The sequence below is a fragment of the Agrobacterium vitis genome (assembly GCF_037039395.1).
GTDB lineage: Bacteria > Pseudomonadota > Alphaproteobacteria > Rhizobiales > Rhizobiaceae > Allorhizobium > Allorhizobium vitis_E.
Map to the genome: position 1 here is coordinate 3775329 of NZ_CP146242.1, position 26258 is coordinate 3801586.

The following is a 26258-nucleotide window of genomic DNA, read 5'->3' on the forward strand; positions in this document are numbered from 1 at the left end:
GGGAAAACCGGGTCCCACTTTTCCCTGATAAACTTTAGACGGCAACAAAATCGGGATCTGCATGCCCATGCCCATCCGCATAGGGAATGGTCGGCCCTGCGGCGCGAATACGCTCACGCAGGCGCAGCGGCCAGAGCTTTCCATCCCGCTCTTCCACATCGACCACGGCGACGTCAACAACGAGATTATTGGTAAAGTCCCGTTTGCCGCTTGCTTCCAGCGCAGCGACAGCCTCGGCATGACGGGCAACCAGCGACGATTGCAGGTCTTCCACCCATTGGCCTGAGGCGTCGAGCCAGACGGCGATGCCATCGCTCAAGCGGTTGGCGGTCAAGACTTTCTCTGCCATTGTCAAACCCTCGTCATCTGCTGTTGATCGACATTCGCCAGGGCAAGACGCGCCTGCGCCAACGGCATCGACCGCTCGAAATTCGCACCCGCTACCGCATCGCCGATAATGACCATCACGGGTCCGGTCAATTCCGTCATACCTTCCAGACCCGGCAATTCCCGCAGTGTACCATGCAGCAGGCGGCGGTCTCCGCGCCCGGCATTTTCCACCACGGCAACCGTCGTGTCCTGCGCCAGACCACCGGCAATCAGCCGTTCAGCCACGGAGGCCGCCACTGTGCGCCCCATATAGACGGCAACGGTTGCGCCTGAAAGCGCCAGCCGCGCCCAATCGGGCAAAACATCGCCTGTCAGGTCATGACCGGTGGTAAAGACCAGCGACGACGAGACACCGCGCAAGGTCAAGGGCAATTCGAAATCAGCTGCCGCCGCCAACGCCGAGGTGACGCCAGGCACGATCTCATAAGCGATACCGGCATCGCGCAGCGCCGCCATTTCCTCACCGGCTCGTCCGAAGATCAAGGGATCGCCGGATTTCAGCCGCACAATGCGTTTTCCGGCCCGGCCGAGCGACAGGAGGAGATCATTGATCTCGCTCTGCGACTTGGAATGACAGCCCTTGCGCTTACCAACCGGAATGCGGTCCGCGTCGCGCCGGCCCATATCGACCACGGCCTGCGGCACAAGCGCATCGTAAACAATGGCGTCAGCTTCCATCATCAGCCGATGGGCGCGCAATGTCAGCAGGTCTTCCGCCCCCGGCCCGGCCCCGACCAGAAAGATCCGACCTTCCGGCACGGTATTGGCCGCCGTCTTCAGCAGCTTTGTCGCCCGGCGGCGTGCGACTTTCACATCGCCACCTTCCATGGCATCAGCCACATCGCCTTGAAAGAAAGAACGCCAGAACAAACGGCGCGCCACACCGCGCGGCACAAGCCTGTCAACGGCATGACGATAGCTATTGGCCAACCGCCCCAGCTTGCCCAGCGACCTCGGCAATTGCCGGTCAATTCCGGCGCGGATCATCTGGGCCAGCACTGGCCCCACACCTTCCGTGCCAATTGCCACCGCAATCGGCGCACGATTAACAAGAGCAGGCGTATAGAAATCACAATAGTCAGGCTGATCGACGGCATTGGCAGGTATTTTTTGCAGCCGTGCCGCTTCAACAATCATCCGATCCGCCGCGCCATCACCGGTCGCGGCAAAAACCAATTTCATCCCCACCAGCAGATCAGGAGAAAACGGTGCCGGATTGATCTCAATGGATTTACGCTTCAGAAAGGCTGCATAAGCAGGCTCCGGCTCCTGGGTAAAGGCAACGATCGTCGCTGATGTATTGGCAATCAGCCGAGCCTTGGCAAAGGCCTCGTCGCCATCGCCAAACACAGCCAATTTCGCGCCGGAAACGCGAAAAAACGCCGGAAAAACCGCCAGCTTGTCAGACTCGATGCTCAAAGATCCATTCCTTGTTATCTCGCCATTATCAGGGAAAACAACGCTCTTATGAAGAAACACGAATCTGCCTTCCCGACGGCATCGATATTTCTATCCTAACGCATTTGAAGATAAGAGCAAAACCAACCCGCCCCGGCAATTTTCAATCAATACGTAGAGTAAGGCTTTCCCTTGGCCCCTGCTTGCCGCTAAATGCGCTGCGAGTTTGTCCGGCAAAAGTGTCCATCGGTTTTGCCGAAACGACAAAGACGAATTTCAAGGAGTGCTGCCCATCATGACCGATCAAAATCTCACCGCCAGATTGCTTGACGTGATCGAGCAGGACATCATCCCGCTGACGGAAAAAGGCGTGGCCGACGGCAACAAGATTTTTGGCGCGGCAATCTTGCGCAAATCGGACCTGTCGCTGGTGCTGGCCGAGACCAATAACGAGCTGGAAAACCCGCTCTGGCATGGCGAAGTCCATACGCTGAAGCGCTTTTACGAACTGGGCGAGCGCCCACCGACATCAGAGCTGATTTTCCTCTCCACCCATGAACCCTGCACCATGTGCATGTCGGCAATCACCTGGGCCGGTTTCGACAATTTCTATTATTTCTTCAGCCATGAAGATAGCCGCGATGCCTTCGCTATTCCGCACGACCTGAAAATTCTGAAGGAAGTGTTCGGGCTGGAACCCGGCGGCTATCGCAAACAAAATGCCTTCTGGCACAGTTTCGCCATCAACGACATGATTGAAGTGGAAGACGATGCAATCAGGGGGGAACTGCTGACCCAGGCCCAGAAGATCCGTGGCCTCTACGGCAATCTGTCCGGCCAGTATCAATCGGCCAAGAGCGGCAACGACATTCCGCTAAACTGATCTTTGTTGAATAAGGAAAAACCATGCAGCCCTCACAGGATATCGCCCGGCTGATCGAAATCATGGCGGCGCTTCGCGATCCGCAAACCGGCTGCCCCTGGGACATTGTCCAGACATTCGAGACGATCAAGCCCTATACGCTGGAAGAAGCCTATGAGGTGGCCGACGCCATCGAACGCAATGACCCGGACGATCTCTGCGAAGAACTGGGTGATCTCTTGCTGCAAGTGGTGTTTCATGCGCGGATTGCCGAGGAGGCCGGTCTGTTTTCCTTCGGCGACGTGGTCGAAGCGGTGACCTCTAAAATGATCCGCCGTCATCCGCATGTGTTTGCCCGCTCGGATGCCGATACGCCTGACGCCGTCAAGCTGCAATGGGATGTGATTAAAAAGCAGGAAAAACAAGAAAGAGCCGAACGTCGCGCAGCGCGTGGTGTGGCCGAGGTGTTTAAAGACGGTCATCTCGGCTCAGTGCAGCGAACGTTTCCGGCCCTGACGGAAGCCGTCAAGCTTCAGGAACAGGCTGCAAAGGTCGGGTTCGATTGGGCTGAGGCCGAACCCATTCTCGACAAGATCGAGGAGGAGATCGCCGAACTGCGAGAAGCACTCCAAACCGGGCAGCCAGACAAGATAAAAGACGAGCTGGGAGATCTGATTTTCGCTCTGGTCAATATTGGCCGACACACCGGCAGCGATCCCGAACAAGCCCTGCGGGGAACGAATGTGAAATTCAGACGGCGCTTCGGCTATATCGAACGGACATTACGGGAAAGCGGAGAGCGCCTGGAAAATGCAACACTCGCCCGGATGGAAGCGCTATGGAAAGAAGCAAAAAGACTGGAACGCTTTTTATGAATCAGGAATAACAACCCGTACTACTGCGCCATTTTGCTTCACAGTTATATTAGAAATATTCAACACACATCCATCGAGATTTTCATTAATATAAATGATATCAGATGGCGAATTGGCAGAAATTGTTTGATTTCTTGAGATTGAACCACATTGAATATAAACATTAGCATTATTATTTATACTTAAATTTGATATTTGCACGAATGTATTTATACCATTATATGTTTTCATTTTAAAATGGTGCCCACTCGGTAAATTACATGAAAACACTTTTTCAATTTTTATATTGGAACCCTGATTAAATTCATCTTGAGTGTTTTTTGTCTGATTGTATTCGCACTTATTAACCCGATAATTCATGTTGAGAATTCCACCATGAAAACCGTCTACAGAGCATGAAGAAGCAATTGGACACCTCTAAAAACCTCCCCATTTTCCGCGTTTCATGATTCAATCCGGCCAGTGTGATTTTCTGGGAGCGGATGATGCGTGGGCAACCGGGCTTTTGGGATTTGGATGATCGTTACGAACGGCTGAGTGCCGTCGGCGATCCGCTGGAGAAGCTCAACAGCATCATTCCATGGGCGATATTTGAAAAACCTTTAGCGAAGGCGCTGAAGCGGTCCGACGGATCGAAGGGTGGACGTCCACCATTTCCGTCGGTTCTGATGTTTAAAATCCTGGTGCTGCAAGCGCTTTATAATCTCTCCGACGACCAAGCAGAGTTTGTTATCCAGGACCGGCTGTCGTTTATGCGTTTCCTTGGCCTTTCCCTTTCGCAGAAGGTGCCGGATGCCAAGACGATCTGGCTGTTCCGAGAGAGTTTGGTGCGTGCAGGTGCCATTGATAATCTGTTTGCCCGTTTCGACAAGCATCTCTCACGTTCCGGATATCTGGCCAAAGGCGGGCAGATCGTTGACGCCACGATCATCCAGGCTCCCAAGCAACATAACAGCCAGGACGAGAAAGACGCGATCAAGGCCGGCGAAATCCCTGAGGACTGGAAGGATAAACCCGCCAGGCTGGCCCAGAAGGACCGCGACGCGCGATGGACAGTGAAGTATTCCAAGGCGAAACGGCCAACGGAGACGCCGACGTCGACGACGACTGGCCAGCACGATATTGCCATTCCAATGTTTGGTTACAAAAACCATGCAGGCATCGACCGAGCCCATGGCTTTATCCGGGGATGGACGGTGACGAGTGCGAGCGCCCATGACGGAGCCCAGCTTCGAAACGTAGTGACCAAAGACAATACCGCGTCGACGGTCTGGGCCGATACGGCCTATCGCTCCAAGACCAACGAGGAATGGTTGCAGGACAATGGCCTAAAGTCCGACATCCATCAGAAGAAGCCAAAGGGCAAACCCATGCCGGAGGCGATGTCGCGCGCCAACGGCCGTCGTTCGAAGGTCCGCTCCGCCATCGAACATGTCTTTGCGCGGCAGAAGGACAAGATGAAGCTCTTCGTGCGCACCATCGGAATCAGCCGAGCGAGGGTGAAGATCGGCATGGCCAATATCACCTACAACATGCTTCGCTATGTCTGGCTGACTGGAAAACCACGGACCGCATAACGCGCAGCTGGCCGGAAGGCCGAAATGCATGCCGCAGATGCGGCAATCATCACAAAAAATGGGCGATCATCCGCGCGAGTTCATCGCGGAAATACATCCACGGCACCATCTTGCCAACTGCGACCGGTAAATCGAGGTGTCCAATTGACAATACTGCGAGAACAAAGCAATTCAGCAATAAACGCAAAAAATCTTGCACCAGCTTTCCGCCAAATTGGTTTTTCGAACGTCACTTCATGATGACACGTCATCTCCACATCAAGAGGGCGTTCGAAAATAAAACACCGTGACTTTAATTCATAAATCGTTAGTGAAATAGCCTCCTCGAAACGAGGAGGCTATAACAGCTCAAAAATTAAGTAGATTTAAGAGTGACTTTCGCAGTAGCACTCCTTGTACTGATGTTTGTAATTTTCAAAGCAGCACCATTAAAATTATGCACAACTACATATGGGTCAGCAGTGTTCGCAAGGATCTGTCCTTGATATGTAAATGCTCCGGCATTTACATAAAACTGAAGCGTATTGCTTGTACTCAAATTTTCGATTTGAAGAACACTGTCTGCCTGAGTAGTTGGGTTAGCTACAGCGGAAAAATCCTCCGGAACATTCAACGGCATATTGTATTCCAAGGTCATTTGCGAAGACATAATATTTCCTCCTTAGGTTTATATTTTAGAGAAACCATTTGATTACTCTAAACACAACTTATAAGATTATTTAATAAAAAAACAATCGCAAATATACATATACCCAAAAATGGTCATCTTATACCAAGGCTCTGACATGCTGACGCATCCTCGTCTTGGAGGGATTGCAAGTATCTCAAATGCATCAGTGGCTTGAAATATTTGCAAACGGAATACGAAGAGTCATTTTCAGTGACTCTTCGTATCAATCAATCTTCTGACTGTGAGTGCTCGGAAGGCGAGGGTACGTCGATGTCCGCGAAGCTCTGCATCGGTGGCGCAAGGGCTGGCCTGAACGATTGAGCCAACAACGATCCCAAGAGGATGTTTGGCGAATGCAGTCGCGAACTACTTGTTGCCTACCTTCCAAAGCCTGCACATCGCTATAAAACTGGCTTGCCTATTGCGGAAGATTAGCCAGCGCGATCGTTATGTTTGGCGGGGTTAGTATGTTACATCCCATTCCCAACATCTCGCCGCATAAGAACCCAGTGTTTGACCATTTCCGCCGATGTATCGGAAAGTCAGATGTAGGTCCCATCGGAAACGGTGATTTGCTGAAATTCGCGCTACTGATCGCATCACTCGCTGACGGCCACTCGACGGCTTCGCACAAGTTATAATATATAATTATCTTCAATAATTAAAACGCGTTCCGCATCATCATCGGAACGGCCACGCGGCTATGGAGTTTGGATTATGAACGTACACGTCAAGTCTCGACCACCCGGACAGGCACCGCAGCCCGAAGATATTGCCCATTTTATGCAAATTCTCTCCTGTATCCCGGATGTGCAGACGGCATGCTGGATGGGAACGGAGTTCCTTGCGCAACTCGCGCCGCAAGACCTCGAGGAGGCAACGGTGGCGTTGTCGCATGTTCACCCGTTCTTCTTGCCCGACATGGATAAGGATGTGGCAGAAAACGTCAAACTTTGCCTTGGTCGGTTTGCCGAGACAGTATTTCAGGCGCGATTGACCGCTCATCGGGCGAAAAATCTCAATCTGCTTGTGGCGGGCACGCCAGGATCGGCAGACATTGTCGGACATGCTCTGCGCAAGACGCTCGGGCTGCGCTCAGCCAATCTCGTCACCATGGCCTATTCGGATTATTCCGCCTCCCTGTTTGGAGCCAATCTAAGCTCAAAAGAGTTGGACGAACTGGCCTTGCAGCGCAACGGGCTGGACGGTGTCGGATATGTAGCGGAGCATCCGGTGCTTTGCACACCCTATGTTGCCCGACAAATGGCGCTCTATGGCATCAGGCCAATCGTTACCATCCGCAACTTCTTCGTTTCCCTGATCTGCACGGATGACGCGCTGATGCAAGCAAGAGGCTTGCAGAACAGCATGGGTGAAGGCTTTTTCGATGATGGACTGCCCGCCTGCTATCAGGACCTGCCCCTGGAGAAACGCTTGGATCTGCTGGTAGACGCGCAAGCCGTCTGGTATGCGCAATTTGTCGCAAGTTGGCAGAAATGCGAAGCGAGTGGACAGGTGAAGCCGCTCTGGATTTCCTATGAAAAGGATATTCTTGGAGATGCGTTACCCCTGGCCGAGAAAATTGCCGATTTCATTGGTAGTCATCAGGCTGACGCGACGGCCATTGCCCAGGCACTGACCGATGAGAAAGCTGCCAACACCATAATGGCCGACAAAAGCCTCCCGTATCGTGCAAAAATCATACCGGCGTCCATCCGCGACCGCACCATGACAATCTTTGATCGCTATGCGGGGGACGCCGATCTGAAAAGCCTGATTGGAGAATAGGTTAGCGCTAATCTGGGCTATTTCAGTCCCAATCCTCGGTGCGAACCGGCTGTATCAGGCCAAGCTTGCGCTCCAGCGCGCTTGCTTGCTGTTCTGACAGGCGCACGTCTAGGGAAACAGAACCGTCGTCCCGGTCCTCGCGGCTGTCCACCATGGTGTTCTCATAGACCCAGGAGATCAGCGAGAGCTTGTCTGGTGGTAAAATCACCGTGGTTTCCGTTACCACGCCGGAAAGCCGCTCAGCGATCTCGGCCATCAGCGCATCGACCCCTTCGCCCGTTACGGCGGAAACGGCCATCACGTTTTTCCGGCCAGTTGCTTTTTCAGCAATAGCCTGATGCGCTTCCGGCTCTAGCCGGTCGATCTTGTTCCAGACCTCGATGATGCGTTCGTCACGCTCTTTTTCATCGATGCCGAGGTCGGAGAGAATCCGCAAAACGTCGCCTGCCTGCGCACCGTTATCCGGGTCGGCCATGTCACGCACATGCAGGATCAGGTCCGCTTCCAGCACTTCTTCAAGCGTAGCACGAAAGGCTGCAACTAGATGGGTTGGCAGGTCCGAGATGAAGCCAACCGTATCCGAGAGGATGACGGTGCGGCCCTGCGGCAGCTTCATGCGGCGCAGCGTCGGGTCCAGCGTAGCAAACAGCATATCCTCGGCCAACACGCCTGCCCCGGTGATCCGGTTAAACAGCGTCGATTTTCCGGCATTGGTGTAGCCGACAAGCGCAACAATCGGATGCGGCACCTTACGGCGTTTGGCGCGGTGCAGTTGGCGGGTGCGCACCACTTGCTCCAGTTCGCGTTCCAACCGCACGATGCGGTCCTGCAACATCCGCCGGTCGGCCTCGATCTGGGTTTCGCCGGGACCACCCATGAAACCCGCACCGCCGCGCTGGCGCTCCAAGTGGGTCCAGCTGCGCACCAGACGGCCCTTCTGGTAATTCAGATGGGCGAGATCAACCTGCAACGTGCCTTCCTTGGTGGAGGCGCGGCGGCCGAAGATTTCCAGGATCAGACCCGTGCGGTCGATGACCTTGGCGTTCCACTGTTTTTCCAGATTGCGCTGCTGCACCGGCGTCAGCGGATGATCGACAATGACAAGACCGGCATCATGGCTATCGAGCAGCGCCTTGATTTCCTCGATCTTGCCGCTGCCGATCAGGGTCGCCGGACGCGGCTGGTTGACCATTACGATCAGGCCTTGCACGATTGTCAGATCGATGGCGCGCGCAAGCCCCATGGCCTCTTCCAGCCTGCTCTCGTGGCTGCGCGTCGTGGTCGGACCAAGCTCAGCCGAGGCCTTTTCGCTGGAACGGGCCTGCTTCAACACAGGAACAAGAACCACGGCGCGCATGTCGTCGCGGTGCATTTCCTGTTCGGGAATGATGCTATCGGATGTGGTGTCTCGATTGGCTATAGTCGTTGTCCTGTTGTTAAACGCAGAAAATGGATTGTCTCCGCCTCGTCAACGGAGCGCAACCCATTCTGTTCCCACTATAGCATCGTGCCGAAAACGGGAATCGGCACAATGCTAAAGAACGCAATGACGAAATTTAAGAAGCAGCTTCTTCGCTTTCAAACATCTGCATGGGCTGGCCCGGCATGATGGTCGAAATGGCGTGCTTGTAGACGAGCTGGGAATGCCCATCGCGACGCAGCAGTACACAGAAATTATCGAACGAGGTGACGACGCCGGTCAGCTTCACGCCGTTGATCAGGAAAATAGTGAGGGAAATCTTCTGCTTGCGAACCGTATTGAGAAATAGGTCCTGCAAATTCTGAGAACGTTCCGCCATGGCGCCGCTTCTTTCTATCTTGCCGGTCGGGGGTACCGGTTGCAATTTTCTAATTTTTTTGGACAGGCTTCCCCAAATGCCCATCAGTCATGTTTGGTATCAAATCGGAAGTCGTTCCGCAATCGGGAAAACCCCAAGCAAATTCATTGTCGAATTGCCGCGGTTTCCCTTTCCAGCCAACGCCCAGGTCAGCTCAAACGCCCAGCGACTTCAACTTCCGATGTAGCGCCGATCGCTCCATGCCGACAAATTCCGCCGTCCGGGAAATATTGCCGCCAAAGCGATTGATCTGGGCGATTAGATAATCGCGCTCGAACATTTCGCGGGCTTCGCGCAGCGGCAAGGTCATGATCTGGTAATCGCTGCGACCGGAGACTTTCGGCAGCATTTCGCCAAGATCCGTCGGCAGCATTTCCGCGCTGATCGGCACATCCGCCCCATCGTTCTGGGTCAGGATCAACAGCCGCTCGATATTGTTGCGCAATTGGCGGATATTGCCCGGCCAGTCATGGGCTTGCAAAACCGCCATCGCGTCCTCACCGATCTTGCGCTGGCGAATACCGGCCTGTTCGGCGATATGGCGCATCAGCATGTCGACGAGGAAGGGAATATCTTCGCGCCGCTCCGCCAGCGGCGGCACCCGCACCGGCACCACCGCCAGCCGATGAAACAGATCCTCGCGGAACCGGCCCTCGGCAATCAGGCTTTCGAGATTATAGGCGCTGGAGGAAATGATCCGCACATCGACCTTGACCCGCTTGGAACCGCCGACGCGCTCGAATTGTTGATCGACCAGCACCCGCAGGATCTTGTTCTGGGTCTCGCGCGGCATTTCGCCGACTTCATCCAGATAGAGGATACCGCGATGCGCCTCTTCCAGCGCACCAATGCGCCGCGACTGACCGGGCCCGCCTTCGGTGCCAAACAGCGCCACTTCCATACGGTCAGGGGTTATGGCGGCGGCATTCAGTGTCACGAACGGCCCGGCGGAACGGGCCGAGCGCTTGTGGATCATCCGCGCCACCAATTCCTTGCCGCTGCCGGACGGGCCGACGATCATGATCCGGCTATTGGTCGGTGCGACCTTCTCGATGGTCTGGCGCAGTTGCGACACTGCTACCGAACTGCCGATCAGCTCATTGGCATCGCCGGTGCGACGCTTCAGTTCGGTCACTTCGCGTTTCAGCTTGGAATTTTCCAGCGCCCGCTCGGCAATCAGGATCAAACGGTCGGCCTTGAATGGCTTTTCGATGAAGTCGAAAGCGCCACGTTTGATAGCCGATACCGCCGTTTCGACATTGCCGTGCCCGGAAATCATCACCACCGGCAGGTCGGGATGCCGGGCCTTGATTTCGTCCAGCAATGCCAGCCCGTCCAACCGGCTGCCATGCATCCAGATATCGAGAAAGATCAGCCGGGGCGCCCGGTCGGAAATCGCCGCCAGCGCGCTGTCGGCGTCATGCGCCGTGCGGGTTTCGTGTCCTTCGTCGCTCAAGATACCCGAGACGATGTCGCGAATGTCTTCCTCGTCGTCAACCACCAGGATGTCAGAGGCCATAAGCTGCTTCCTTATCATGTTCTTCAGTGGCGGCAGAGGCTGCCCCGGCTTGTCGCGGCAGCACGACGCGGATCATCGCGCCGCGTCCACCATCGAATTCTGCCGGCGCATCATGCAATTCAAGCTGACCGCCATGCTCTTCAATGATTTTCTTGACAATGGCGAGGCCGAGGCCCGTGCCCTTCTCCCGCATTGTCATATAGGGCTCCAGAATGCGATGGCGATTATCGACCGGCAGTCCCTTGCCGTTATCGATGATATCCACCACGAAACCGTCACGCCCCTCGTCCGTTGCCGCCCTGATCCACACCCGGCCCGGCAGTTTTTCAGCATCGGAAGGCACAGCCTCGATTGCTTCCACCGCATTCTTGATCAGATTGCCGAAGGCCTGGGCCAACATACGGGCATCAAACGAACCTTCGAGCGGAAACTCGCCAACGTCGCGGATGAATTCACAATCGCTATGGCCCATTTCCCGCAGGAAGATTGCGTCCTTCAAGACGTCGCGCAGGTCGGCCGGTTGCTTGGTTGGCTTCGGCATCCTGGCAAAGGACGAGAACTCATCGACCATCCGGCCGATATCCTCGACCTGACGGACAATCGTATCGGTACATTGGTCAAAGACCTGCCGGTCTTCGCTGGCGATCTGCTTGCCGAAGCGGCGCTTCAATCGCTCTGCCGAGAGCTGGATCGGGGTCAGCGGGTTCTTGATCTCATGGGCGATACGGCGCGCCACATCGGCCCAAGCGGTTGAGCGCTGGGCAATGACCAGATCCGTGATGTCATCCAGCGTGATCACGTAGGATTCGGTGGCATTGCGGGTTTCCTCGCGCGTCACCTGCACCGACAGGGTCCGCTCCTTGCCGCTGCGTACCAGATTGATCTGCTTGCGGAAATCACCGCGATGGCGAAGCCCGGCTTCGGCAAACACCGTGTTGATTTCCGGAGCAACTGTTTCCAGCTTCTCGCCCAGCAATTGATCGGCGCCGCGCGCCAGAAACAGTTCCGCCGAAGGATTGACGATGGTGATCCTACCGTCGTCCTCGACGCCGATCACCGCCGCGGTGACGCCCGACAGCACTGCTTCGATGAAGCGGCGGCGGTCATCGACCTCGTCCTTGGCTTCCAGAATTTCATCGCGCTGGGTGCGGATCTGGGAAATCATCTTATTGAAGGTGCGCGACAGGCTGCCGACATCGCCATCGGCAACCCTGACCGGCACCACGACATTCATATTGCCTGACGCGACATTGTCGGCAGCGCCGATCAGCAGCCGGATCGGCCGAACGATCCGGTCGGCAACCGCAATCGCAGTCCAGATGGCAGCCAGCAGCACGATCAATGCAAAGCCGAGATAGAGGACGGCAAAGGCGATTTGCAGCGTGGTGCGCCCCTCCTCCATCGCTTTGTATTCGGCGGTATTGTCCTCCATCTCACGCATTGCCCGCATGACCTTCGGATCGACGGCACGGATGGTGTAGAGATAGGCGCCGCTCAGCGAATCCATCTTGATGATCCCGCCGACCAGATTGGTAACACCTGGCGGGATTAGCGTCGGCTGGCCAGCAGCGGCCTTGTCCAACGCATCCTGCGGAATGGCGGGCAGCGGCTTTTCAGTCGAAATATCCGCCTGAATGATGGGTGTGCCGTCCTTGCGAACCAGAAAGGCGCCCAACAGTCCGCGCCCCTTGGCCTGACGGGTCATCAACTCGATAAAACCGGTGCGGTCGAGGAAGAACAACGGCCGGTTTCGCTCCAGATCCGTCGCCATGGAAATCGTCTGGCCCTGCAAATAGCTGGCATTTTCCAGCATATAGGCCTGAGCCACATTCATCGATGAGTTGATTATGCTCTGGGTGCGGATGGAAAACCACCGATCCAGACCGACATTGAGGGTAATACTGGCGAAAATCGCCACCAGGATTGCTGGCGTAATCGCCACAATCGAAAACAGCACGACGATGCGCACATGCAGCCTGGCCGCCGCCCGTCCCCGACGCCGTGCCTTGACGAGACGGCTGACTTCCCGACCGATCAAGAACAGCAGGCCAAGCACGAAAAGCGTATTGATGACCACCGAACCGATCAGCACATTCGAGGTCGGCGCAATCGGGGTGAGGCCAAGCAGGACCGGCAGGGTGAACATGGCACAGGCCAGCGCGCCCCCGGCCAGAATCAGGCCTGGCAAGGCAAAGGAGGACTTGCGCTCCTGCAGCAGTGTCAGTGCTGCTTCCTCTTCGGTCCGCCCTGCAGGCCGCCGCGTTTTCATCCAGTCTCGTCTCCGCAAACGGAAAGATGAGATGCCTTATCGGCGAACTAAGTCTCTGCTGTACCCTGACTACACGGGATGCAAACAGAACCGCTTCCCACGACCGAAGACGCAGGATCACGAAACGAAGCCTTACCGTTAAAGCTCTCCACCGTTGCTATTGAGCAACGCATTGTGGCGAAATTGCAACGCTTGTCAGGCGAATGTCAAGCACTACGCGAGCTTCTGTAAACTGAAACACCCAATTCGCGGATTTTCTTGCGCAGCGTATTTCGGTTCAAACCCAAAAGATCGGCGGCCTTGATCTGGTTTCCACGGGTGGCGGTCAGGGCCGCCAGGATCAGCGGATATTCCATTTCGGTCAAAACCCGGTCGTAAAGGCCGGGCGGCGGCAGGTTATCGCCAAAGGACGCGAAGTAGCTGCGCATATTTTCCTCGACCGCCTGGGCAATGGTCATATGACCGCCACCCGAACCGGCTTTGGAAAGCGGGCTGTCGGTGATGTCAGAGCGCAGTTCCTGCTCGATGATTTCGCGGGTGATAACATCCTGTGGATAAAGCGCCATCAACCGGCGCACCAGGTTCTCCAACTCACGAACATTGCCGGGCCAGGCATAGGATTTCATCACTTCGAGCGCTTCCTGCTCGAATCGCTTGGCGTCCAGACCTTCCTTCTCACCCTGCTGGATGAAATGGCGCACCAGATCGGCAATATCCTCCGCCCGGTCGCGCAGCGGCGGCAGGCGCAGCGGCACGACATTCAGGCGATAGTAAAGGTCTTCACGAAACAGGCCCTGATTGATCGACTGTTTCAGGTCTTTATTGGTGGCGGCGACGATGCGCACATCGGTGCGGATCGGCGTGCGCCCGCCAACCGTGGTATATTCACCCTGCTGTAGAACGCGCAGGAGCCGGGTCTGGGCATCCATCGGCATATCGCCAATTTCGTCCAGAAACAGTGTGCCGCCCTCGGCCTGCTCGAAACGTCCGGTGGAGCGGTTCTGCGCACCGGTAAACGCACCCTTTTCGTGGCCAAACAGCTCGGATTCGATCAGGTCACGCGGAATAGCCGCCATATTGATCGCCACGAAGGGACCGTTGCGGCGCTTGCCGTAATCATGCAGCGCCTTGGCGACCAATTCCTTACCCGTGCCGGATTCGCCCGTGATCATCAGCGTCAGATCGGTCTGCATCAGCCGGGCCAGAACCCGGTAGATTTCCTGCATTGCCGCCGAGCGTCCAACCAGCGGCATGCCGTCCTGCATGTCATCGCCCAGCCGTGCCGGCTTTTTCTTCGGCTCGGCCAGGGCCCGGCCGATAATGGCGATCAGTTCCGTCAGGTCGAAAGGCTTGGGCAGGTAATCGTAAGCACCCTTTTCCGAAGCGCGGATGGCGGTCATAAAGGTGTTCTGGGCGCTCATCACCAAAACGGGCAGGTCGGGCCGGGCCTTCTTGATACGCGGCAGGAGATCGAAGGCGTTTTCGTCCGGCATGACAACGTCGGTGACGACCAGATCGCCCTCACCGGCTGAAATCCAGCGCCACAGGGTCGCGGCATTCGACGTGATGCGCACATCGTAACCGGCACGGCTCAGCGCCTGGTTCAAAACGGTGCGGATCGCAGCATCGTCATCGGCAACAAGGATAGTGGCTGTCATCTTGATCTTCCCACGGATTTCGCAAGGGGAGCGTCGTCATCAACCGTTTCCTTGGAAACCGGCATCAACACGCGAAATAGTGTCCGGTTGCCCTGACTGTCGCATTCAACAATACCGCCATGGCCGCCGATGATCTTGGCCACCAGCGCAAGCCCCAGGCCGGAGCCGTTGGTCTTGGTGGTGATGAACGGATCGAACAGATGCGGCAAAAGGTCTGACGGCACGCCCGGACCGTTATCGGCAACGCAGAATTCCAGCGGCAGCGAGATCTTTTCCCGCGATCCGGCAACCGACAGCCTTATGCCGGGGCGATAGGCCGTGGTCAGCTGGATTTCGCCATCGGCCCGGTCGCCCACCGCCTCGGCGGCATTCTTGATCAGGTTCAAAAACACCTGCACCAGTTGATCCCGGTTGGCAAATACCGGCGGCAGCGATGGATCATAGCTCTCGGTGATCTTCAGATGCCGGGCAAAGCCCGCCTGAGCGATGGCCTTCACATGGTCCAGCACCGAATGGATATTAATCGAGGTCCGGTCCACGGGCCGCTCGTCGGAAAAGATCTCCATACGGTCGACCAGCGAGACGATCCGGTCGGTCTCATCGCAGATCAGCCGGGTCAGGCTGCGATCCTCTGGGGGAACAGAGCTTTCCAGCAATTGCGCCGCACCACGAATGCCGGACAGCGGGTTCTTGATTTCATGGGCGAGCATCGAGGCAAGACCGGTGACGGAGCGGGCTGCGGCGCGGTGGGTGAGCTGGCGATCGATCTTATCGGCCATCGAGCGTTCCTGAAACACCACGACAACAGCGCCCGGCTCTACAGTGACCGGTGCGACATAGAGATCGACCAGCTTATCCTGGCCAAGCCGGGGGGAACTGAGATCGACACGGTATTCATTGACCGGCGCCCGCCGCTCCCGCACCTGGTCGATCAATTCCAGCAACGGGCTGCCGAACGGAATGAAGGTGGAAATCTTGTGACGGGCGAGATGGCTGGCGCTGGCGCCGAAAAACGCCTCGGCCTCCCAATTGGCAAACACGATATGTCCCTCGCCATTGACCATGACCACCGGGTTCTGGATGGCGTTGAGCACGGCCATCGCCAATACATTTCCAGCGGCTGGGCCAGCCCCCGAGCCATCGCCGGGTTTCGTATCACTGCTCATGCGGCCTCCTCAAGCGGTCTTGGTGCCGCGCCAGCCAGCGCCGCAAACAGGCGGTCGGCGACATGGTCGGGATCTTTCGATGTCATAAGCGCAGTCTTTTCGGCAGGATCAAGCTGCACACCATGCCGCTCCAGATACCAGCCGACATGTTTGCGCGCATGGCGAACGCCGACATGCGCGCCGTAATGATCCAGCATGGCGCGGTAATGGGCGACGGCAATCGCCGGAATTTCGTCCGCGCTTGGTGGCGCATGACCGGCCAGCACACCCGCATGCCAGGGACGGCCCTGGCAGGCGCGCCCCAGCATCAGCGCATCGGCGCCAGACCGTCGCAGGATCTCCTGCGCATCTTCAAGGGTGTCGATATCACCATTGGCAATCAACGGAATGGAAATCGCCTCACGCACGGCCGCAATCGCATCCCAATCGGCCCGGCCTTCGTAAAACTGCATGCGAGTGCGGCCATGCACCGTGATCGCCTGCACGCCGGCATCCTGCGCACGGCGCGACAGGTCCGGTGCGTTGATCGAATCGGAATCCCAACCAAGCCGCATCTTGACGGTGACAGGGACTGAAACGGCCTTGACTGTCGCCTCGATCATCGCCAGCGCAATCTCCGGCTCGCGCATCAGCGCCGATCCGGCATAGCCGCCGATGACTTTCTTGGCAGGGCAACCCATATTGATGTCGATAATATCGGCGCCATTGGCCTCGGCAATTTTCGCGGCCTCCGCCATCCAATGCGGATCGCGCCCGGCCAGTTGCACCATGTGCGGCGTCAAGCCCGCACCTTTCAGCCGCGACCAGCTTTCCGCCGCATTGAACACCAGCTCCCGGCTGGCAACCATTTCCGTCACCACCAGCCCTGCCCCATGGCGAAAGGCCAATTGCCGAAACGGCAGGTCGGTGACGCCGGACATCGGCGCAAGCACGACGCGGTTGCGAATAGCAACCGAGGCAATGCTAAACCCTGTCTGGAGATCCGGCTGCGGCAATTGTCTAACTTTCGGGCAAGATACTAATTTGCCCGATTTTTAGACATAAAAAAGATCATTGCCAAGCTCTTTCCAAGCGATACCGACAATTTTTCGGGCAAATGCTGGAAAACTTTTAACCGCACCGCTAGACAGGCGGAAATCTGTTTCAAACACTGGAATGACATGGTGCATATTCAAGCGGACGGGGCAAGGTCAACAGCGGTGATATTGGTCGCGGCAGGCCGGGGAGAGCGCGCTGGCGCCTCCAGCGAGGGGCCGAAACAATATCGGCGGATCGGCGGAAAGCCTGTTATTGTCCATAGCCTGCTCGGCTTTACAGATCTTCTCCCACAGGCAGCACTAATCGTCGTCATTCATCCCGATGACGAGGCTTTGCTGGCCAAGGCTCTCGCCCCCTATCCGCAGCTCGCTGCCTCGCTGATCATCACCCACGGCGGCAAAACACGGCAGCAATCGGTTCTGGCTGGGTTGAAAGCCTTGCGGGATCAAAAGCCGGATTATGTGCTGATCCATGACGCGGTCCGCCCGTTTTTCGATCAGCCGATGCTGCAACGGATTATCGCCCGGCTTGATGATGGTGCCGATGCCGTCTTGCCCGCGATGCCGGTGGCCGATACGCTCAAGCGTGGCGATGAGAATGCCCGAGTCGTCGATACCGTGGCGCGCGCCGGGCTTTTTGCAGCCCAGACACCGCAGAGCTTCGTCTACGACAAGATAACGACTGCTCATGAGCACGCAGCAAGCGCCGGGCGGGACGATTTTACCGATGACGCAGCCATCGCCGAATGGGCTGGACTGACGGTCCATCTGGTGGAAGGCTCGCCTGACAATGTCAAATTGACCGTGAAACGGGATCTTGAAATGGCCGATGCCCGCCTCTCCCATAACGCCTTGCCCGATGTGCGCACCGGCAATGGCTATGATGTCCACCAACTGGTGCCGGGCGATGGTGTGACGCTCTGCGGCATTTTTATTACCCATGACCAGGCCTTGAGCGGCCATTCCGATGCCGATGTCGCCTTGCATGCGCTGACCGATGCGCTGCTGGCCACCTGCGGGGCTGGCGATATCGGCGACCACTTCCCGCCGTCAGATCCGCAATGGCGCGGTGCCGCATCCCGGATCTTCCTGGAGCATGCCGCAAACATCGTGCGCGAAGCGGGCGGCACGATTATGAATGCCGATATTTCGCTGATCGCCGAAGCACCGAAAATTGGCCCGCATCGCCAGATCATGCGCGAAAAACTATCCGAGATTCTCGGCATTGCGCTGGACCGCTGCTCGGTCAAAGCCACGACCAATGAGAAAATCGGCTTTGTCGGTCGGGGCGAAGGCATTGCGGCAATTGCCACTGCGACTGTGGTTTTCCAGGGAAAGCCACAATGAGCCTGTTTCCCGACGATCTGGAAAAGGCCGCCCGGACCATCATTGAAGACTTCATCAGACGCGGCCTGACCATTGCCACCGCCGAATCCTGCACCGGCGGGCTGATCGCTGGCCTGCTGACCGAAATCGCCGGATCATCCGCCGTGGTGGATCGCGGCTACGTTACCTATTCCAACCAGGCGAAGATGGACATGCTGGGCGTGCCATCGCTGACGCTGGAAACCTATGGCGCCGTGTCGCGCCAAACGGCGCTGGCCATGGCCCACGGCGCCCTCTACCGCTCCGGCGCCTCCATTTCGGTTGCAGTGACCGGAATCGCCGGGCCGGGCGGTGGGAGTGACGAGAAGCCGGTGGGGCTGGTGCATATCGCAGCACTGTCGCGAACAGGCGCAGCCTGCCATCGGGAAATGCACTATGAAAACCATGGGCGCGAAGCGATCCGCCTGGCGACCATAAGAACCGCGCTCGCCTTACTCCAGGATATCCAGCAGCATTAGACTTGATTGCGCATCGCGCTACTCTATCTCCAGCGGTGAAGAGTAAAACAGGTACGGTGCTGCCGTATGGTATGTTCCTATTGAATTAACGTTTTTATTTGCGTCACCCGATTTAACAGGTGAATTTGGATGAAGTTTTGGAAGATTTTCAAACACGCATTAAAGCTTACGTTTAACAATTGGTTCGCCGCGGTAAGGATTACGGCACCATTTATTGCAATAGCCTTATCGCTTAAGGCCCTGACTATTTTTTATGCGGGCTTCGTAGCCTCTGAGAACGACGGAATTTTGCGGGCTATGCTTGTCGTTTCTGAGTTGTTCGGCTTCGTAAGTTATCTTTGGATCGCGGTCGCCTGGCATCGCTTTATCCTGATTGATGAATATCCACGGCTTATGCCGCGATTTCATGGTGCCCGCATCGTATCCTACTTCTTGAAAGGCCTGTTGATTGGCCTGTTGGTGATGATGGTCGCCATCCCCATCGTCCTGTTCAATCTTATTGCCCGCGACATCAGATTCCTGGACGTAGCTTTCATTTTTCTGTCATTTGTCGCGACTTTCGGGCTTATCACCATGGCAATGCGTCTCTCGACGCTTCTGCCCAGCGCGGCAGTTGGCACATCCATGACAATAAGAGAGGCTTGGGATGCCACCCGGGCGGAAAATCTCGCCTGTCTCGGTGTCGCTGTGATGCTGTATGTCATCGCCGTTCCTGTTCTGGTGACAACATATCTGCTCCGCGACGGCCCCATCGTCCTCAGTATATTATGGGAAACGATGTCCAGCGCTTTCCTGATGATGATTAGCCTATCCGTCATCACCACGCTTTACGGACATTACATCGAGAAACGACCGATAGGTTCGGGCACTCAGGCGGTCCCATAAACCTTATTGGCCCTGGTCTCGAACGCCTCGGAAAACATTCGAAACGCCCGGTCGAACATCGAGCCCATCAGGGCGCCGAGGATCATGCTTTTGAACTCGTAATCAATGTAGAAATTCACCGCGCAGGTGCCGTCGCCGAGATCTTCGAAACGCCAGCGATTGTCGAGATATTTGAACGGGCCTTCCAGATATTTGACATCGATAGCCCGCTCGTCCGGCTTCAGCAACACTTGAGAAACGAAGGTCTCGCGGATCGCTTTGTAACCCACGGTCATATTGGCGATCAGCAAAGTCTTGCCGTCGCGCTCCTTGCGCGATTGCACGGCAAGCTCCTCGCAAAGCGGCACGAATTCGGGATAGCGCTCGACATCGGCGACGAGCTCATACATGCGATCGGCTGAGTGCTGGACAATACGGCGGGTTTCAAACTTCGGCATAAGCCGCACTTAATCCTGCGCAACGGCAAGATCAAGAAGTCGCGCCTGTGGTTTCGAAAATTTACCAGGAAATTCCTCAAAACGGCACCAGGAAATATCATCCTGATAAAAATTCACGGCAAATTGAAACCGAAATTTCCGGTTGCTGGCAACGCCTTCCCTGAGATGCTAGCCTTCCCTCATTCAAAGTCAAAAAGTCGTTAAACTGTTTTAGAATCGAATTATTTTAGCAAGGAACCGCCAATGGCCGCTCCCTCGACCAACGACACTATAGCCATCCCTAAACCTCTCCAGGGCAAGGACCTGCGCAGGATCATGCTGGCCAGCGTGATCGGCACGACAATCGAGTGGTACGATCTGTTCATTTTCGCCACCGCCTCGGCGCTCGTATTCAACAAGGTGTTCTTTCCCAGCGTCGATCCGCTGGTGGGCACGTTGCTGGCTTTCAGCACCTTTGCATCCGCCTATCTGTCGCGCATGGTGGGCGCAGCCCTTTTCGGCCATTTCGGCGACAGGCTGGGGCGAAAATCGACTTTGATGCTCTCGCTGAGCCTGATGGGTCTTGCCACATTCGCTATCGGCCTGCTGCCCGGCTATGAAACACTCGGGGTATGGGCGCCTGTTCTCCTCGTCGTGCTGCGGCTTTTGCAGGGGCTGGCGCTGGGCGGCGAATGGGGCGGGGCTGTGCTTCTGGCGGTGGAACATGCACCGCAAAACAAGCGCGGGCTTTACGGCTCCTGGGTGCAGATCGGCGTTCCCGCTGGTACATTTCTGGCCAATTCCGCCTTTCTGGTCTTATCCTCGGTTCTCTCGGAACAGAGCTTCCTGCTCTGGGGTTGGCGGGTGGCGTTTCTGATCAGCATCGTGCTCGTCGCCATCGGGTTCTATGTCCGCATGTCGGTAAGCGAAACACCAGCATTCGCCCGCCACAGGCAAAAGGCAGAGACGCAACGTCTGCCGCTCGCCGATCTCATGCGGCGGCATTGGGCAAAGGTTCTGCTCGGCGGATTCGCCACCCTGTCTATCGGCTCGTCTTTCAATCTCATCGCGGTATTCGGCCTGTCCTACGGCACGCAGACGCTTCACTTTCCCAAACGGCAGGTCTTGGCGATGATCCTGATCGCCTGCGCGGTCTGCGTTGTGCTTCTGCCGGTGTTTGGCGCGCTTTCGGACCGGGTCGGTCGCCGGAATGTCATTCTCGCCGGGATTTTTGCCGAGATCCTGTTTGCTTTCCCGATGTTCTGGCTGATGGACCACGGTGGATTGCCGGGCGTGCTTCTCGGCTTCCTGCTGATGATGACAGCCTTTGCTGCCAATTTTGGACCGATTGCCACCTTTCTGTCAGAGCTGTTCGAAACCGGCGTGCGCTATACCGGGCTGTCGATCTGCTACATGCTGGCCGGCGTGCTGGGCAGCGCGATGACCCCGATCATCACCTCCTGGCTGGTGGCCACGTCAGGCAGCGCCGCATCCGTCGCATGGTACATCATGGGAGCCTCCACTGTTTCCGCCATGACGCTGCTGGTGCTTTCCAGCCGCAGGCAACCAACGGCAGCTTTCGCGGCATAAAGCGGAGGAAGCGCCCTACCCCGAAGCGCCGACGAGGTCGAGAAGACGCGCGACCTCTCTGCGGGATTTCAGCACCAGAACCGGAACGTCGGGGCCGTGAAGATCGAAATTACGGACGAAGATCGGTGCGTGCTTGCGCTCGAAATTCCAGATGTAAGAAAGGAACTCACGATCAGGCAACGGCTCCTTGCAGCCTTCGGCCATGGCAATGCGGACTTTTCCATAGTTGCGCAACACACGCCCCGCGATGCCGCGAAGGCAAGCCATCCGAGACATTTTTACCCAGATCACCAGATCTGTCCGAGGTAATCGCAAATCGAACGTCGAAGGGCCACTCCCGTCCATCACCCAGCGTTCTCGTAAGACGAGTTCACCAAGAATGTCTCGCTGAGCGTGCCTATCTCTTTGCTGCCAGCCGGGAAGCCACCGGACATCCCGATCGATCGACTGATAGTCGAGCCCAAAGCGAGACGCGAGTTTCTGCGACAAGGTGGTCTTGCCACCTCCCGAACAACCGACAACCATGATCCTGTTGCTGCGGCCAAGAAGATCGGCGGCAGCGGACATATCCACGTAACGCACCATGTCTACCTCCGCTGGCACCCGCCTAAAGCCGTTAGAAACTCGTTGGTCTGCCGGTGCGACCTGAGAACGACGACCGGAAGATCGGCCCTCGCATTGTCAAACTGCACCTGAAACTGCGGCACTTCTTTCGCCTCGAAATTCCAGACATATTGAAGAAACGGCCAATCGATCTTTTCAGGACATCCCGGCGCCATCTCTGGCCTGACCGTTCCGCGATGTTTCAGCCAACGCGACAGAACACCGTAGATCGAAACGCGGCGCGGCGGACGCATCCAGATCACCATGTCGGCGCGCGCCAGCCGGGCTGGCAGGCTACCGGGGCTGTTGCCGTCGATAATCCACCGCTCACCGGCCACGAACTGCTGCATCAACTCAAGCGCTTCCGGCCTTGGCCTCAGCTTCCAACCGGGTAGCCAGAAGACGTCGCGATCCATGGAGATATAATCGAGGCCCAGCCGCTTACACAGAATTTGCGATAGCGTGCTCTTGCCGCTGCCGGAGCAGCCGATCACGCAGATGCGCTTGGCATCCCGACACATAACAGCAGCAGCAGTGAAATTTTCGACGTAAAAAACCATGCCGCCACTCTCAGTGTTCCTCTTCCGCGCCGGAAAAGGAGTAGATATCGAGATCAAGGGATATTTCACGCTGAGCCAACAGCTTCATGACAGCGGGCGATAGTCCCACGCCTGCATTATACTCATCAAGAAAGAGACCGCAAAAAAGCTCCACCTTGAACCTGCTGGCAAGCGTCCGAAAAACGTCAGGAGCGACCGGTATTTTCGACAGGAGGTCGAAAATCGCTTCTTCAAAATCATCCGTTTCGAAGTCATCGACATGAAAACTCCAAAAGCCGGTCCTGCCAATCAGCGGCTTTCCTTTTGGAGTTTTCCAATGTTCTCCCTTACGATAGGCGAGATGCGGCGCAACGCCTAGAAGGCTGGTGATTTCACCTGGATCAAGATCATCACCGGCAAGCCTGAGCGAAATCCTAAACCGCCTCACGCTCGCCAAATGACCAATCCTTTACCCTGAAGCGCGTTACTCCGCAGCCGCCAGCAGCTTCTTTTCGCGGTTGGCCTTCAACCGGGCAAAGTCGTCACCGGCATGGTGGGAGGAGCGGGTGAGCGGGCTGGAGGCCACCATCAGGAAGCCCTTGGTATAGGCGATATCCTCATAGGACTTGAATTCTTCCGGCGTCACGAAACGTTCCACCTTGTGGTGCTTGCGGGTCGGCTGGAGATATTGGCCGATGGTCAGAAAATCCACATCCACAGTGCGCAGGTCATCCATCAATTGCAGCACTTCGTTGCGCTCTTCGCCAAGACCGACCATGATGCCGGATTTGGTGAACATTGTCGGGTCGAGTTCCTTGACCCGCTGCAACAACCGGACAGAGTGGAAGTAGCGGGCGCCCGGACGGACCGTGAGGTAATTGCCCGGAACGGTTTCCATATTGTGGTTGAACACGTCGGGCTTGGCGGCAACGACGCGCTCCAGCGCACCGGGCTTTTTCAAAAAGTCCGGCGTCAGGATTTCGATGGTCGTGGCTGGCGAAGCCTCGCGGATAGCCCAGATCACCCGTTCGAAATGCTCGGCACCACCATCGGCCAGGTCGTCGCGGTCCACGGACGTGATGACCACATGCGACAGGCCCATCTGTTTGACAGCCTTCGCAACATTGGCAGGTTCTTCGCGGTCAAGCGCATTCGGCTTGCCGGTCGCCACATTGCAGAAGGCGCAGGCGCGGGTACAGATCTCACCCATGATCATGAAGGTGGCGTGCTTCTTTTCCCAGCACTCGCCGATATTCGGGCAGCCAGCTTCTTCGCAGACGGTGACCAGCTTGTGAGAGCGCACCAATTCGCGGGTTTCCTGATAGCCCTTGGAGGTCGGAGCTTTCACCCGAATCCATTCCGGCTTGCGCAGCACCTCGGTATCCGGCTTGTGAGCCTTTTCCGGGTGGCGGATGCGCTTGTCGTCCGGCTTGGTTCTATCGAGGATGGTAACCATCGTGTTTCCTTTGCCGCCGATGAGCGGCTTTTAAGTCTCTATTTCCGCACCAGCTTGGCGACGAACAGCAGAATGCAGGCGCCGATGAAGCTGGTAATCAGGTAGCCAACCCAGTCGCTGGCGACGAAAATGTCAAAGCGCCGGAAGATGGCATTGGCGATGACCGAACCGATAATGCCGATGACGATGTTCATGAAAATGCCGAAGCGCATGTCCATCAACTTGCCTGCCAGCCATCCGGCCAGACCACCCACGAAGATCGCCGTCAACCAGCCCACATTTTCCATCGTCTATCCTTTGTTGCCCGCCCCTATATAGCGAGCCGGGCAATATCTCGCAATGTCACTGTCCGAAGGGTCAGGCGTTCAGCACCTTGCCATAGGCATCAAGCACGCTTTCCTTCATCATTTCCGACAGTGTCGGATGCGGGAAGATGGTGTGCATCAGCTCTTCTTCTGTCGTCTCCAGGTTCATGGCGACCACGAAGCCCTGGATCAACTCGGTCACTTCCGCGCCGACCATATGCGCGCCGATCAACTCGCCGGTCTTCTTGTCGAAGATCGTCTTGATCATGCCATTGTCTTCGCCCAGCGCGATGGCCTTGCCATTGGCGTTGAAATTGTAGCGACCAACACGAATCTCGCGGCCCTGTTCTTTTGCCTTGGCTTCGGTGAGACCGACTGAGGCGACCTGCGGATTGCAATAGGTGCAGCCAGGGATCAGAGATTTGTTCATAGGATGAACATGCGGCAGACCGGCAATCTTCTCGATGCAGACAACGCCTTCATGCTCGGCCTTATGAGCCAGCATTGGCGGACCGGCGACATCGCCGATGGCATAGAGGCCGGGCACATTGGTCTTGCCATAGCCGTCGATGACGATGCAGCCGCGATCCGTCTTGACGCCCAAAGCTTCAAGACCGAGATTTTCGATATTGCCCTGCACGCCGACAGCCGAGATCAGCCGGTCAGCCGTAATCTGCTGTACCTTGCCATCCTTGGTTTCGACATGAGCGGTGATGGAGTTGGCGCCCTTTTCGACCTTGGAAACCTTGGCCTCGGTGATGATCTTCAGGCCGCGCTTTTCCAGAGCCTTGCGGGCGATGGTGGAGATTTCCACGTCCTCGACCGGCATGATATTGGCCATCAGCTCAACCACGGTGACATCGACACCCATCGAGCGATAGAAGGACGCGAACTCGATGCCGATGGCGCCGGAGCCCATGACGACGATGGATTTCGGCATGAAATCCGGCTTCATCGCTTCGAAATAGGTCCAGATCAGCTTGCCATCTGGCTCAATGCCCGGCAGAGCGCGGGGACGCGCGCCGGTGGCGACGATGATATGCTTGGCAGTATAGGTGCCCTCACCCAACACGCCCTTCGGAACCGGATTTTGCGGCTGCACGGCAGGCTTGGACGATGCGCCGACGACGATCTCGTTTGGCTTGGTGAGCTTGGCCTCACCCCAGATCACATCGATCTTGTTCTTCTTCATCAGATAGGCAACGCCGCCATTGAGGCGGGCCGATACGCCGCGCGACCGGGCAACAACGTCTTTCACATCGGCGGTCATGGTGCCGTTCAGCGTCAGACCATAGCTCTTGGCGTGATTGGCGTGATCGAGAATTTCCGCCGACCGCAGTAGCGCCTTGGTGGGGATACAGCCCCAGTTGAGGCAGATGCCGCCAAGATGCTCGCGCTCGACAATCGCGATTTTCAGGCCAAGCTGGGCGGCACGGATCGCAGTCACATAGCCGCCAGGGCCGGACCCGATGATGATGACGTCATAAGCATTCGACATGGGCGCTTCCACTCCTCGGTTTCCTTGGGGTTGCGCCTCTCGGCCCAACCCGTGACGGGACTGGAAGCGCAACCG

At 56.7% G+C, this 26258-nt stretch carries 26 protein-coding genes; 8 read left to right on the forward strand and 18 right to left on the reverse strand.

Going from position 1 to position 26258, the window contains the following annotated elements; translation table 11 throughout:
• Positions 1-34 precede the first annotated feature (34 nt).
• Positions 35-349: a DUF2849 domain-containing protein gene (locus V6582_RS20005; RefSeq protein WP_070164641.1), complete on the reverse strand. Its 315-nt coding sequence runs from the start codon at positions 347-349 to the stop codon at positions 35-37.
• Positions 350-351: 2 nt separating this feature from the next.
• Positions 352-1809 carry a siroheme synthase CysG gene (gene cysG, locus V6582_RS20010; protein WP_156633261.1) on the reverse strand — a complete coding sequence of 486 codons (1458 nt, stop codon included), beginning with the start codon at positions 1807-1809 and terminating at the stop codon, positions 352-354.
• 274 nt (positions 1810-2083) lie between these two features.
• Here cysG and V6582_RS20015 point away from each other — a divergent pair, with 274 nt between their 5' ends.
• Both V6582_RS20015 and mazG read left to right on the forward strand, forming a co-directional pair.
• Positions 2084-2671, forward strand: coding sequence for a deaminase (locus V6582_RS20015; RefSeq protein ID WP_156547807.1), 588 nt, complete (start codon positions 2084-2086; stop codon positions 2669-2671).
• A gap of 23 nt (positions 2672-2694) precedes the next feature.
• The gene (gene mazG, locus V6582_RS20020; RefSeq protein ID WP_156633260.1) at positions 2695-3525 is read left to right on the forward strand and encodes a nucleoside triphosphate pyrophosphohydrolase; all 831 of its coding nucleotides are present in this window, start codon (positions 2695-2697) and stop codon (positions 3523-3525) included.
• Here mazG and V6582_RS20025 read toward each other — a convergent pair.
• On the reverse strand, positions 3520-3885 hold the full coding sequence (locus V6582_RS20025; RefSeq protein WP_156633258.1) for a hypothetical protein: 366 nt from the start codon (positions 3883-3885) through the stop codon (positions 3520-3522). The two genes, mazG and V6582_RS20025, sit on opposite strands and share 6 nt — an antisense overlap.
• 125 nt (positions 3886-4010) lie before the next feature.
• On the opposite strand from V6582_RS20025, the gene V6582_RS20030 reads away from it, so the two are divergent.
• Positions 4011-5102, forward strand: coding sequence for an IS5 family transposase (locus V6582_RS20030; RefSeq protein WP_349508847.1), 1092 nt, complete (start codon positions 4011-4013; stop codon positions 5100-5102).
• A 355-nt stretch (positions 5103-5457) separates the two neighbouring features.
• Here V6582_RS20030 and V6582_RS20035 read toward each other — a convergent pair whose 3' ends face one another.
• Entirely contained in the window at positions 5458-5751 is a 294-nt protein-coding gene (locus V6582_RS20035) for a hypothetical protein (protein ID WP_156633994.1), read from the reverse strand.
• 738 nt (positions 5752-6489) lie between these two features.
• Here V6582_RS20035 and V6582_RS20040 point away from each other — a divergent pair.
• Positions 6490-7560 carry a hypothetical protein gene (locus V6582_RS20040; RefSeq protein WP_156633996.1) on the forward strand — a complete coding sequence of 357 codons (1071 nt, stop codon included), beginning with the start codon at positions 6490-6492 and terminating at the stop codon, positions 7558-7560.
• Between the two features lie 22 nt (positions 7561-7582).
• On the opposite strand, the gene hflX is transcribed toward V6582_RS20040, so the two are convergent.
• From hflX to dusB, 7 genes are all read right to left on the reverse strand, one after another.
• Positions 7583-8932: a GTPase HflX gene (hflX, locus tag V6582_RS20045; protein ID WP_156633999.1), complete on the reverse strand. Its 1350-nt coding sequence runs from the start codon at positions 8930-8932 to the stop codon at positions 7583-7585.
• Positions 8933-9116: 184 nt separating this feature from the next.
• A complete protein-coding gene (gene hfq, locus V6582_RS20050) occupies positions 9117-9359 on the reverse strand; it encodes an RNA chaperone Hfq (RefSeq protein ID WP_003539403.1) in 243 nt (80 codons plus the stop codon).
• Between the two features lie 193 nt (positions 9360-9552).
• A complete protein-coding gene (locus V6582_RS20055; RefSeq protein WP_156634001.1) occupies positions 9553-10917 on the reverse strand; it encodes a sigma-54-dependent transcriptional regulator in 1365 nt (454 codons plus the stop codon).
• A complete protein-coding gene (locus V6582_RS20060) occupies positions 10907-13186 on the reverse strand; it encodes a sensor histidine kinase NtrY-like (RefSeq protein ID WP_156634003.1) in 2280 nt (759 codons plus the stop codon). Before V6582_RS20060 ends, V6582_RS20055 begins: the two co-directional genes overlap by 11 nt.
• 206 nt (positions 13187-13392) lie before the next feature.
• Positions 13393-14844, reverse strand: coding sequence for a nitrogen regulation protein NR(I) (gene ntrC, locus V6582_RS20065; protein WP_060715579.1), 1452 nt, complete (start codon positions 14842-14844; stop codon positions 13393-13395).
• Positions 14841-16010, reverse strand: coding sequence for a two-component system sensor histidine kinase NtrB (locus V6582_RS20070; protein ID WP_156634005.1), 1170 nt, complete (start codon positions 16008-16010; stop codon positions 14841-14843). The genes ntrC and V6582_RS20070 overlap by 4 nt, the downstream gene beginning before the upstream one ends.
• The gene (gene dusB / locus V6582_RS20075; protein ID WP_156634007.1) at positions 16007-17005 is read right to left on the reverse strand and encodes a tRNA dihydrouridine synthase DusB; all 999 of its coding nucleotides are present in this window, start codon (positions 17003-17005) and stop codon (positions 16007-16009) included. The genes V6582_RS20070 and dusB overlap by 4 nt, the downstream gene beginning before the upstream one ends.
• 165 nt (positions 17006-17170) lie before the next feature.
• On the opposite strand from dusB, the gene V6582_RS20080 reads away from it, so the two are divergent.
• The 3 genes from V6582_RS20080 to V6582_RS20090 all read left to right on the forward strand — a co-directional run bounded on the left by V6582_RS20080 (position 17171) and on the right by V6582_RS20090 (position 19776).
• Complete coding sequence (locus V6582_RS20080; RefSeq protein ID WP_156634009.1) at positions 17171-18394, forward strand: bifunctional 2-C-methyl-D-erythritol 4-phosphate cytidylyltransferase/2-C-methyl-D-erythritol 2,4-cyclodiphosphate synthase; 1224 nt, start codon at positions 17171-17173, stop codon at positions 18392-18394.
• Positions 18391-18891 carry a CinA family protein gene (locus V6582_RS20085; RefSeq protein WP_156634011.1) on the forward strand — a complete coding sequence of 167 codons (501 nt, stop codon included), beginning with the start codon at positions 18391-18393 and terminating at the stop codon, positions 18889-18891. The genes V6582_RS20080 and V6582_RS20085 overlap by 4 nt, the downstream gene beginning before the upstream one ends.
• Before the next feature lie 129 nt (positions 18892-19020).
• Positions 19021-19776, forward strand: a complete 756-nt coding sequence (locus tag V6582_RS20090) for a hypothetical protein (RefSeq protein WP_156634013.1) — start codon at positions 19021-19023, stop codon at positions 19774-19776.
• Here the strand turns inward: V6582_RS20090 and V6582_RS20095 are convergent.
• Entirely contained in the window at positions 19761-20213 is a 453-nt protein-coding gene (locus V6582_RS20095) for a type II toxin-antitoxin system RatA family toxin (RefSeq protein WP_156541647.1), read from the reverse strand. The two genes, V6582_RS20090 and V6582_RS20095, sit on opposite strands and share 16 nt — an antisense overlap.
• A 243-nt stretch (positions 20214-20456) precedes the next feature.
• Here V6582_RS20095 and V6582_RS20100 point away from each other — a divergent pair, with 243 nt between their 5' ends.
• Complete coding sequence (locus V6582_RS20100; protein ID WP_156634015.1) at positions 20457-21782, forward strand: MFS transporter; 1326 nt, start codon at positions 20457-20459, stop codon at positions 21780-21782.
• Positions 21783-21797: 15 nt separating this feature from the next.
• Here V6582_RS20100 and V6582_RS20105 read toward each other — a convergent pair whose 3' ends face one another.
• The 6 genes from V6582_RS20105 to lpdA all read right to left on the reverse strand — a co-directional run bounded on the left by V6582_RS20105 (position 21798) and on the right by lpdA (position 26183).
• Positions 21798-22367, reverse strand: a complete 570-nt coding sequence (locus tag V6582_RS20105; protein WP_156634018.1) for an AAA family ATPase — start codon at positions 22365-22367, stop codon at positions 21798-21800.
• Positions 22368-22369: 2 nt separating this feature from the next.
• Entirely contained in the window at positions 22370-22945 is a 576-nt protein-coding gene (locus V6582_RS20110) for an AAA family ATPase (RefSeq protein WP_156634020.1), read from the reverse strand.
• A 10-nt stretch (positions 22946-22955) separates the two neighbouring features.
• Positions 22956-23372, reverse strand: coding sequence for a DUF4279 domain-containing protein (locus V6582_RS20115; protein WP_337739375.1), 417 nt, complete (start codon positions 23370-23372; stop codon positions 22956-22958).
• 36 nt (positions 23373-23408) lie between these two features.
• Positions 23409-24380, reverse strand: a complete 972-nt coding sequence (gene lipA / locus V6582_RS20120; protein WP_156634024.1) for a lipoyl synthase — start codon at positions 24378-24380, stop codon at positions 23409-23411.
• A gap of 38 nt (positions 24381-24418) precedes the next feature.
• Positions 24419-24667 (reverse strand): GlsB/YeaQ/YmgE family stress response membrane protein, encoded by a 249-nt coding sequence (locus tag V6582_RS20125; protein WP_015915932.1) that lies wholly within the window; start codon positions 24665-24667, stop codon positions 24419-24421.
• Between the two features lie 70 nt (positions 24668-24737).
• The gene (gene lpdA / locus V6582_RS20130; RefSeq protein ID WP_060715993.1) at positions 24738-26183 is read right to left on the reverse strand and encodes a dihydrolipoyl dehydrogenase; all 1446 of its coding nucleotides are present in this window, start codon (positions 26181-26183) and stop codon (positions 24738-24740) included.
• Between the last annotated feature and the right edge of the window lie 75 nt (positions 26184-26258).

Coding starts and splice junctions, on each gene's coding strand:
- V6582_RS20005 (WP_070164641.1), bottom strand. CDS start 349: ATGGCAGAGAAAGTCTTGACCGCCAACCGCTTGAGCGATGGCATCGCC.
- V6582_RS20015 (WP_156547807.1), top strand. CDS start 2,084: ATGACCGATCAAAATCTCACCGCCAGATTGCTTGACGTGATCGAGCAG.
- mazG (WP_156633260.1), top strand. CDS start 2,695: ATGCAGCCCTCACAGGATATCGCCCGGCTGATCGAAATCATGGCGGCG.
- V6582_RS20025 (WP_156633258.1), bottom strand. CDS start 3,885: ATGAATTATCGGGTTAATAAGTGCGAATACAATCAGACAAAAAACACT.
- V6582_RS20030 (WP_349508847.1), top strand. CDS start 4,011: ATGCGTGGGCAACCGGGCTTTTGGGATTTGGATGATCGTTACGAACGG.
- V6582_RS20035 (WP_156633994.1), bottom strand. CDS start 5,751: ATGTCTTCGCAAATGACCTTGGAATACAATATGCCGTTGAATGTTCCG.
- V6582_RS20040 (WP_156633996.1), top strand. CDS start 6,490: ATGAACGTACACGTCAAGTCTCGACCACCCGGACAGGCACCGCAGCCC.
- hflX (WP_156633999.1), bottom strand. CDS start 8,932: ATGCACCGCGACGACATGCGCGCCGTGGTTCTTGTTCCTGTGTTGAAG.
- hfq (WP_003539403.1), bottom strand. CDS start 9,359: ATGGCGGAACGTTCTCAGAATTTGCAGGACCTATTTCTCAATACGGTT.
- V6582_RS20055 (WP_156634001.1), bottom strand. CDS start 10,917: ATGGCCTCTGACATCCTGGTGGTTGACGACGAGGAAGACATTCGCGAC.
- V6582_RS20060 (WP_156634003.1), bottom strand. CDS start 13,186: ATGAAAACGCGGCGGCCTGCAGGGCGGACCGAAGAGGAAGCAGCACTG.
- ntrC (WP_060715579.1), bottom strand. CDS start 14,844: ATGACAGCCACTATCCTTGTTGCCGATGACGATGCTGCGATCCGCACC.
- V6582_RS20070 (WP_156634005.1), bottom strand. CDS start 16,010: ATGAGCAGTGATACGAAACCCGGCGATGGCTCGGGGGCTGGCCCAGCC.
- V6582_RS20080 (WP_156634009.1), top strand. CDS start 17,171: ATGGTGCATATTCAAGCGGACGGGGCAAGGTCAACAGCGGTGATATTG.
- V6582_RS20085 (WP_156634011.1), top strand. CDS start 18,391: ATGAGCCTGTTTCCCGACGATCTGGAAAAGGCCGCCCGGACCATCATT.
- V6582_RS20090 (WP_156634013.1), top strand. CDS start 19,021: ATGAAGTTTTGGAAGATTTTCAAACACGCATTAAAGCTTACGTTTAAC.
- V6582_RS20095 (WP_156541647.1), bottom strand. CDS start 20,213: ATGCCGAAGTTTGAAACCCGCCGTATTGTCCAGCACTCAGCCGATCGC.
- V6582_RS20100 (WP_156634015.1), top strand. CDS start 20,457: ATGGCCGCTCCCTCGACCAACGACACTATAGCCATCCCTAAACCTCTC.
- V6582_RS20105 (WP_156634018.1), bottom strand. CDS start 22,367: ATGGTGCGTTACGTGGATATGTCCGCTGCCGCCGATCTTCTTGGCCGC.
- V6582_RS20110 (WP_156634020.1), bottom strand. CDS start 22,945: ATGGTTTTTTACGTCGAAAATTTCACTGCTGCTGCTGTTATGTGTCGG.
- lipA (WP_156634024.1), bottom strand. CDS start 24,380: ATGGTTACCATCCTCGATAGAACCAAGCCGGACGACAAGCGCATCCGC.
- V6582_RS20125 (WP_015915932.1), bottom strand. CDS start 24,667: ATGGAAAATGTGGGCTGGTTGACGGCGATCTTCGTGGGTGGTCTGGCC.
- lpdA (WP_060715993.1), bottom strand. CDS start 26,183: ATGTCGAATGCTTATGACGTCATCATCATCGGGTCCGGCCCTGGCGGC.